The sequence below is a fragment of the Geomonas sp. genome (genome assembly GCF_035254065.1).
Classification (GTDB): domain Bacteria; phylum Desulfobacterota; class Desulfuromonadia; order Geobacterales; family Geobacteraceae; genus Geomonas.
Window position 1 is genome coordinate 1 of record NZ_DATFBA010000109.1, and the last position, 6,317, is coordinate 6,317.

The 6,317-nt window shown below is 59.1% G+C and carries 9 protein-coding genes and 1 tRNA gene; all 10 read left to right on the forward strand.

Annotation, left to right across the window (positions count from 1 at the left end):
* Positions 1–163, forward strand: a 163-nt coding sequence (locus tag VJ604_RS05610) for an EF-Tu C-terminal domain-related protein (protein ID WP_518517904.1), incomplete at its 5' end; no start/stop codon positions are given.
* 98 nt (positions 164–261) lie between these two features.
* On the forward strand, positions 262–414 hold the full coding sequence (gene rpmG / locus VJ604_RS05615) for a 50S ribosomal protein L33 (RefSeq protein WP_324080473.1): 153 nt from the start codon (positions 262–264) through the stop codon (positions 412–414).
* 40 nt (positions 415–454) lie between these two features.
* Positions 455–531, forward strand: a tRNA-Trp gene (locus VJ604_RS05620).
* A 35-nt stretch (positions 532–566) separates the two neighbouring features.
* Entirely contained in the window at positions 567–752 is a 186-nt protein-coding gene (gene secE, locus VJ604_RS05625) for a preprotein translocase subunit SecE (RefSeq protein ID WP_324080478.1), read from the forward strand.
* Positions 753–764: 12 nt separating this feature from the next.
* Positions 765–1,292: a transcription termination/antitermination protein NusG gene (nusG, locus tag VJ604_RS05630; protein WP_324080480.1), complete on the forward strand. Its 528-nt coding sequence runs from the start codon at positions 765–767 to the stop codon at positions 1,290–1,292.
* 63 nt (positions 1,293–1,355) lie between these two features.
* Complete coding sequence (gene rplK / locus VJ604_RS05635; RefSeq protein ID WP_324080485.1) at positions 1,356–1,778, forward strand: 50S ribosomal protein L11; 423 nt, start codon at positions 1,356–1,358, stop codon at positions 1,776–1,778.
* 20 nt (positions 1,779–1,798) lie between these two features.
* Positions 1,799–2,500, forward strand: coding sequence for a 50S ribosomal protein L1 (gene rplA / locus VJ604_RS05640; protein ID WP_324080487.1), 702 nt, complete (start codon positions 1,799–1,801; stop codon positions 2,498–2,500).
* A gap of 253 nt (positions 2,501–2,753) precedes the next feature.
* Positions 2,754–3,275 (forward strand): 50S ribosomal protein L10, encoded by a 522-nt coding sequence (gene rplJ, locus VJ604_RS05645; RefSeq protein WP_324080490.1) that lies wholly within the window; start codon positions 2,754–2,756, stop codon positions 3,273–3,275.
* Positions 3,276–3,344: 69 nt separating this feature from the next.
* Entirely contained in the window at positions 3,345–3,725 is a 381-nt protein-coding gene (gene rplL, locus VJ604_RS05650) for a 50S ribosomal protein L7/L12 (protein ID WP_324080493.1), read from the forward strand.
* A 162-nt stretch (positions 3,726–3,887) separates the two neighbouring features.
* Positions 3,888–6,317 (forward strand): DNA-directed RNA polymerase subunit beta (rpoB, locus tag VJ604_RS05655; protein WP_324080500.1); only part of this gene is annotated, 2,430 nt, incomplete at its 3' end.

A 6,317-nucleotide genomic window follows, 5' to 3' on the forward strand; every position in this document is an offset into this window, starting at 1 on the left:
GGTTGACCTGGAAGCCGGCACCGAGATGGTGATGCCGGGCGACAACGTCGCCATCACCGTCAACCTGATCACCCCGATCGCCATGGACGAAGGTCTCCGCTTCGCAATCCGCGAAGGCGGCCGCACCGTCGGCGCAGGCGTGGTCAGCTCCATCATCGAGTAATTTAAGCATTCGACAGCCGGTTCCCCTTCACCGGGGACCGGCTGTCGAGTCTTTTGGTAGTCCATTAGCTGTAGACTGAAGTTGGAAAGGACAAAACGATGCCTAGAGATATCATCACCCTTGGTTGCACCGAGTGCAAACAGCGTAACTATACGACCACCAAGAACAAGAAGAACACCCCGCAGAAACTCGAGTTCTCCAAGTACTGCCGTTTCTGCAAGAAGCACACTCCTCACAAAGAAACTAAATAATAAAGTTTGGGGCTTCGTACTTTGATGAAGCCCCCGCCGCAGGCCAGTAGCTCTAACGGCTAGAGCACCGGTCTCCAAAACCGGGTGTTGGGGGTTCGAATCCCTCCTGGCCTGCCATTTTATTTTATAATTCTGCATCAGTGGGGTGACACGTGCTCGCGAAAACCAAGAGCTTTTTTGAGGATGTGCAGGCGGAACTCGCCAAGGTGACCTGGCCTACGCGCAAGGAAACCTTCGCCACAGCCCAAGTTGTAGTTGTCATCATTGTCATCGTCTCACTTTATCTTGGCGCCTGCGACGCAGTCCTTGCAAAGATCATCCGGTCGATACTCCGCTAGAGGACTTTCCACATGGCACTTAAATGGTACGGTGTTCACACCTACTCAGGATTTGAAAACAAGGTCAGGCTCTCGCTTGCCGAGCGCATCAAGAACCTTGAGATGGAAGAGTTCTTCGGCGAAATCCTGATCCCGTGCGAAACCGTGGTAGAGCTTAAGAAGGGGGAGAAGAAAACTTCGTCCAGGAAGTTCTTCCCTGGTTACATCCTGGTCAACATGGAGCTGAACGACGACACCTGGCATGTGGTCAAGGAGACCGCCAAGGTGACCGGCTTCGTGGGTGGCAACAACCCGTTCCCGATCCCGGACGAGGAAGTAAACAAGATCACCAAGCGTATGGAAGAGGGCGCCGAGAAGCCCCGTCCCAAGGTGCTCTTCGAGGTGGGCGAGACGGTGCGCGTCATCGACGGCCCCTTCCTGAACTTCTCCGGCGTGGTGGAAGACGTCAAGCCCGACAAAGGGAAGCTTCGGGTCATGGTCAGCATCTTCGGACGCGCCACCCCGGTCGAGCTGGAGTTCATGCAGGTAGAAAAGCAGTAGGGCAACCCGCTGACAGAAATAGCAGCATCAGGCAGTTTCAGGAAAGATCAAAGGAGTAGGAAAATGGCCAAGAAAATTACCGGTTATATCAAGCTGCAGGTACCCGCTGGGAAGGCGAATCCCTCTCCCCCGATCGGTCCGGCGCTCGGTCAGCACGGCGTTAACATCATGGAATTCTGCAAGGCGTTCAACGCCAAGACCCAGGCCGACGAGGGGACCATCACCCCGGTCGTGATCACCGTCTACGCAGACAGGTCCTTCACCTTCATCACCAAGACCCCGCCGGCTCCGGTCCTCATCAAGAAGGCCCTTGGCATCCAGAGCGGTTCCGCGGTCCCCAACAAGACCAAGGTCGGCAAGCTGACCAAGGACCAGGTGCGCGAGATCGCCACCAAGAAGATGCCGGACCTCAATGCGGCCAGCCTCGAGGCTGCCATGAAGACCATCGAAGGTACCGCGCGCAGCATGGGCGTTGAAATAGCTTAAGTAAAGAGAGGGTTAATAGAATGGCTACCACTAAAAAGCTTAAGGAAGCTCTTGCCAAGGTTGATAGGAGCAAGACCTATCCGCTGACCGACGGCCTGGAGCTCGTGAAGAGCGCCTCCTTCGCCAAGTTCGACGAGACCGTCGACGTGGCAGTGAAGCTGGGCGTTGATCCCCGCCACGCCGACCAGATGGTCCGCGGCGCGGTAGTGCTCCCCAACGGTCTGGGCAAGGAAGTCCGCGTGCTCGTGTTCGCCAAGGGCGAGAAAGAGAAGGAGGCCCGCGACGCCGGTGCCGATTACGTGGGCGCTGACGACCTGGTCGCCAAGATCCAGGGCGGCTGGTTCGACTTCGATACCGCCATCGCTACCCCCGACATGATGGGCGTGGTCGGCAAGATCGGTAAGCTCCTCGGCCCCCGCGGCCTGATGCCGAACCCGAAAGTCGGCACCGTCACCTTCGACCTGGCTCGCGCCATCAAGGAGTGCAAGTCCGGTAAGGTCGAGTTCCGCGTCGAGAAGGCAGGCATCGTGCACGCTCCGGTGGGCAAGATCTCCTTCGACGTACAGACCCTGAGGGAGAACGTGGTTGCCCTGGTCGAGGCCCTGCAGAAGGCCAAGCCGGCTGCCGCCAAAGGGACCTACATGAAGAAGGTCTCCGTCTCCTCCACCATGGGCCCGGGCGTCAACATCGACATGACCGACATCGCCTCCGTCCTGAAATAACAGCAGCAACTACAAGAACGCGGACCGCAGCTAGAACGAAACATCGCTCTCCCTGACCTGATCCGCGTTCTGCTTCATATAGCTTCAAAAGCCAAAGTCAAAGACAGTGGGTGCGCCCGACAAAACTGCGGAGGGTGCTTAATCGCTTAGGCGGCCAACCGAGACTGGCAAAAGGTGTTGCAGGAATCTTCCCGCAACTTCCTGACTTTGGCGGGGTTTCGTACCCGTATACCAAAAGAAAGGAGGAAAGCGCTTGAATAAGGAAAACAAACAAGCTGTTGTTGCCGAAATGCACGACAAGCTGCAGCGTGCCCAGGCGATCTTTGCCGCGGATTTCCGTGGCATGACCGTGGGCCAGGCCGAACAGCTCCGTAGCGAGCTCAGGAAGGCCGGCGTCGAGTACAAGGTCGTCAAGAACACCCTGCTCGAGATCGCTTCCAAGGGGACCGACAAAGAAGGCATCGCTTCGGTGCTGTCCGGTCCGACCGCGGTTGCCTTGAGCTATGACGATCCCGTCGCGGCTGCCAAGGTGCTCTCGAAGTTCGCCAAGGAAGCCGGCAACCCGTTCACCCTGAAAGCTGGCGTCCTGACCGGTAAGACCATCAACGTCGCCGAGATCCAGGCACTGGCCGAACTGCCGAGCCGCGAAGTGCTGCTTGCCCGCATGCTGGGCAGCATCCAGGCACCGACCAGCAACTTCGTCCGCGTTCTTGCTGCAGTCCCGGGCGGCTTCGTCCGCGTACTGGACGGCATCAGGGCACAGAAAGCAGCCTAAGGAAACGGTCGTTCTTACGACCCTATTGACTAAACCGAACCATCTAAAATATTCTGGAGGAATAAGAAAATGGCTATCACCAAAGAAGAAGTTGTCAGCTTTATCGAGAACATGACCGTCCTGGAACTCGCCGGCTTCGTGAAAGAGCTGGAAGAGAAATTCGGCGTTTCCGCCGCTGCTCCGGTTGCCGTTGCTGCTGCCGGCCCGGCTGCTGGCCCGGCTGAAGCTGCTGAAGAGAAGACCGAGTTCGACGTCATCCTGAAAAATGCCGGCGCCAACAAAATCGCCGTCATCAAGGTTGTCCGCGCTCTGACCAGCCTGGGCCTGAAAGAAGCCAAAGACCTGGTCGACGGCGCTCCGCAGCCGGTAAAGACTGGCATCTCCAAAGAAGAAGCTGCCGACGCTCAGAAGCAGCTGGTAGAAGCTGGTGCAGAAGTGGAAGTGAAATAAGTATAAAGACGCCGATCTTTATCCTAGCCAAGGTCGCATTTTGCGGCCTTGGCTGTTCTATTTTAGTTTGAGGCCGCTTCACCCCGCACCGGCCGCCGCCACAAACCAGCAGGATATTCAAGGGGGTGAAGGTCTTCCAAGGCGTTCACCAAAGGAGAAGATATGGCTTATTCAATCGCGAATAACCCCCTGTTGCGCAAGAACTTCGCCAAGATCCACAAGATCATCGATATACCGAACCTCATCGACATCCAGAAGAATTCCTACAAGAGATTCCTCCAACTCGACACGCCTGTAGACGCACGCAAGAACTCCGGCCTGGAGGCCGTGTTCAAGAGCGTCTTCCCTATCAAAGACTTCAGCGACACCGCCTCGCTCGAGTACGTTTCGTATTCGCTGGGCGCGCCGAAGTACGACGTGGAAGAGTGCCACCAGCGCGGGATGACGTTTGCCGCCCCGATGAAGGTGAAGGTGAGGCTGGTTGTTTGGGATGTCGCCAAGGACCCCGGTACCCGATCGATCCGTGACATCAAGGAGCAGGAGGTCTATTTCGGCGAGATTCCCCTGATGACGGAGAATGGTACCTTCATCATCAACGGGACCGAGCGCGTAATCGTCAGCCAGCTGCACCGCTCCCCGGGCGTGTTCTACGATCACGACAAAGGGAAGACCCACTCCAGCGGCAAGGTGCTCTACTCCGCCCGCGTAATCCCCTACCGCGGTTCGTGGCTCGACTTTGAATTCGACCATAAAGATATCCTTTACGTGCGCATCGACCGCCGTCGCAAGATGCCGGCCACCGTGCTGCTGAAAGGTCTCGGCTACTCCAACGACGCCCTCTTGAACTACTTCTACAAGTCCGAGGAGATCAAGATCGGCGAGAACGGCGCCATGACCAAGGTGGTCGACGCGGAACTCCTCTCCAGCCAGAAGGCGACTGCGGACATCGTCGATCCCGCCACCGCCGAGGTGATCCTGAAGGCGAACCGCAAGTTCACCAAGGCCGCTCTCAGGAAGATGGCCGAGCACGGCATCAAGGAGATCCCCATCGCCGAGGAAGAGGTGGTAGGCAAGGTTGCCTCCCACGACATCTTCGACCCGGCTACCGGCGAGATCCTGGTGGAGTGCAACGAGGAGCTGACCCAGGCGAAGCTCGAGGAGATCGTCGCCAAGGGGATCACCTCCTTCCAGGTGCTCTTCATCGACAACCTGCACGTGACCTCTTCGCTTAGGGACACCATCCTGATCGACAAGATCGGTTCTACCGACGAGGCGCTCATCGAGATCTACCGCCGTCTGCGTCCGGGCGATCCGCCGACCCTAAAGAGCGCGCTGGTGCTGTTCGAGAACCTCTTCTTCAACGCCGAGCGCTACGACCTCTCCGCGGTCGGCCGTCTGAAGCTCAACTACAAGCTGGGCGTGGACGTACCGCTTGACTGCATGACGCTCACCCGCGAGGACATCCTCGAGGTGGTGCGCTACCTGATCGAGCTGAAAAACGGCAAGGGTAACATCGACGACATCGACCACCTCGGCAACCGCCGCGTGCGCGCCGTGGGCGAGCTCCTCGAGAACCAGTACCGCATCGGTCTCGTCAGGATGGAGCGCGCCATCAAGGAGCGCATGAGCCTCCAGGAAGTCGAGAACCTGATGCCGCACGACCTGATCAACTCCAAGCCGGTTTCCGCGGTAGTGAAGGAGTTCTTCGGTTCCTCGCAGCTCTCCCAGTTCATGGACCAGACGAACCCGCTCTCCGAGGTCACGCACAAGCGTCGTCTCTCGGCCCTGGGACCCGGGGGTCTCACCCGCGAGCGCGCGGGCTTCGAGGTGCGCGACGTGCATCCGACCCACTACGGCCGCGTCTGCCCGATCGAAACCCCTGAGGGTCCGAACATCGGCCTGATCGCGTCGCTCTCCACCTACGCCCGTATCAACGAGCACGGCTTCGTCGAGACGCCGTACCGCGTGGTGAAGGAGGGCAGGGTGACCGACGAGGTCCGCTTCTTCTCGGCTCTGGAGGAGGAGGGGCATGCCATCGCCCAGGCCAACGCCGAGGTCGATGCAACCGGGCGCTTCGCGGCCGACTACATCTCGGCCAGAAAGAGCGGCGAGTTCGTCCTGGTGGGTCGCGACGAGCTGGAGCTCATGGACGTGGCGCCGATGCAGCTGGTCTCCGTCGCGGCATCGCTCATCCCGTTCCTGGAAAACGACGACGCGAACCGCGCACTCATGGGTTCCAACATGCAGCGCCAGGCCGTGCCTTTGCTGCGCGCCGATTCCCCCCTGGTCGGGACCGGCATGGAGCGGGTCGTGGCACGCGACTCCGGGGTCTCCTCGGTGGCGCGCCACAACGGCGTGGTCGAGTCGGTCGATGCCTCGCGCATCGTGGTGAAGATCGACGAGGACCAGTACGATGCGACCGGCACCGGCGTCGACATCTACAACCTGATCAAGTTCGCCAGGTCCAACCAGAACACCTGCATCAACCAGCGCCCCGTGGTCAAGGTGGGCGATCACGTGAAGGCGGGGGACATCATAGCCGACGGCCCCTCCACCGACATGGGGGAGCTCGCCCTGGGGCAGAACGTGCTG

Coding starts and splice junctions, on each gene's coding strand:
- rpmG (WP_324080473.1), top strand. CDS start 262: ATGCCTAGAGATATCATCACCCTTGGTTGCACCGAGTGCAAACAGCGT.
- nusG (WP_324080480.1), top strand. CDS start 765: ATGGCACTTAAATGGTACGGTGTTCACACCTACTCAGGATTTGAAAAC.
- rplK (WP_324080485.1), top strand. CDS start 1,356: ATGGCCAAGAAAATTACCGGTTATATCAAGCTGCAGGTACCCGCTGGG.
- rplA (WP_324080487.1), top strand. CDS start 1,799: ATGGCTACCACTAAAAAGCTTAAGGAAGCTCTTGCCAAGGTTGATAGG.
- rplL (WP_324080493.1), top strand. CDS start 3,345: ATGGCTATCACCAAAGAAGAAGTTGTCAGCTTTATCGAGAACATGACC.